The sequence below is a fragment of the Oleiphilus sp. HI0132 genome, from assembly GCF_001635845.1.
Genome location: NZ_LWGJ01000590.1, coordinates 1 through 946 on the forward strand (window position 1 = coordinate 1; position 946 = coordinate 946).

1 pseudogene is annotated in these 946 nt (G+C 45.9%); it reads left to right on the plus strand.

Annotation, left to right across the window (positions count from 1 at the left end):
• Positions 1–946 (plus strand): annotated as a pseudogene (gene rpoB, locus A3766_RS07230) (DNA-directed RNA polymerase subunit beta); the annotation flags it as partial.

A 946-nucleotide genomic window follows, 5' to 3' on the forward strand; every position in this document is an offset into this window, starting at 1 on the left:
TAAGCGTCGTGTATCAGCATTAGGCCCAGGTGGTTTGACTCGTGAGCGTGCTGGTTTTGAGGTTCGAGATGTACACCCGACTCACTACGGTCGCGTTTGTCCTATCGAAACGCCTGAAGGTCCAAACATCGGTTTGATTAACTCTTTGGCAACCTACGCACGAACTAACTCTTTTGGCTTCTTAGAGAGTCCGTATAGAAAAGTTGTTGACAGTGTTGTAACAGACGAGATCGAGTATCTGTCAGCAATTGAAGAAAGTGGCTTCATTATCGCACAGGCTAGTGCTGTTGTTAGTGAAGACGGTAAGCTAACTGAAGAGCTTGTTAACGTTCGATATAAAAACGAATTTACAGTAACGCCACCTGAGAAGGTTAACTATATGGACGTGTCACCACGTCAGGTAGTATCGGTAGCAGCTTCTTTGATTCCTTTCTTGGAACACGATGATGCGAACCGTGCTTTGATGGGGTCAAACATGCAGCGTCAGGCTGTTCCAACCCTACGTGCTGAAAAGCCATTGGTTGGTACGGGTATTGAGCGAATTGTTGCTCAGGACTCTGGTGTATGTGTCGTTGCAGATCGAGGTGGTGTAATCGAACGTGTCGATGCAGGCCGAATTGTTGTTCGTGTTAACGATGATGAGACTGCACAAGGCGACGCAGGTGTAGATATCTACAACCTAACGAAATATGTTCGTTCAAACCAAAATACTTGTATAAATCAACAGCCTTTGGTTAAGCAGGGTGAGCAAATTTCTCGTGGTGACGTACTTGCTGATGGTCCTTCGGTTGATATGGGTGAGCTGGCTTTGGGTCAGAACATGCGTATCGCCTTTATGCCTTGGAACGGTTACAACTTTGAGGATTCGATCCTTGTATCTGAGCGTGTAGTTCAAGAAGACCGTTTCACAACTATCCATATTCAGGAATTGACTTGTGTTGCGCGT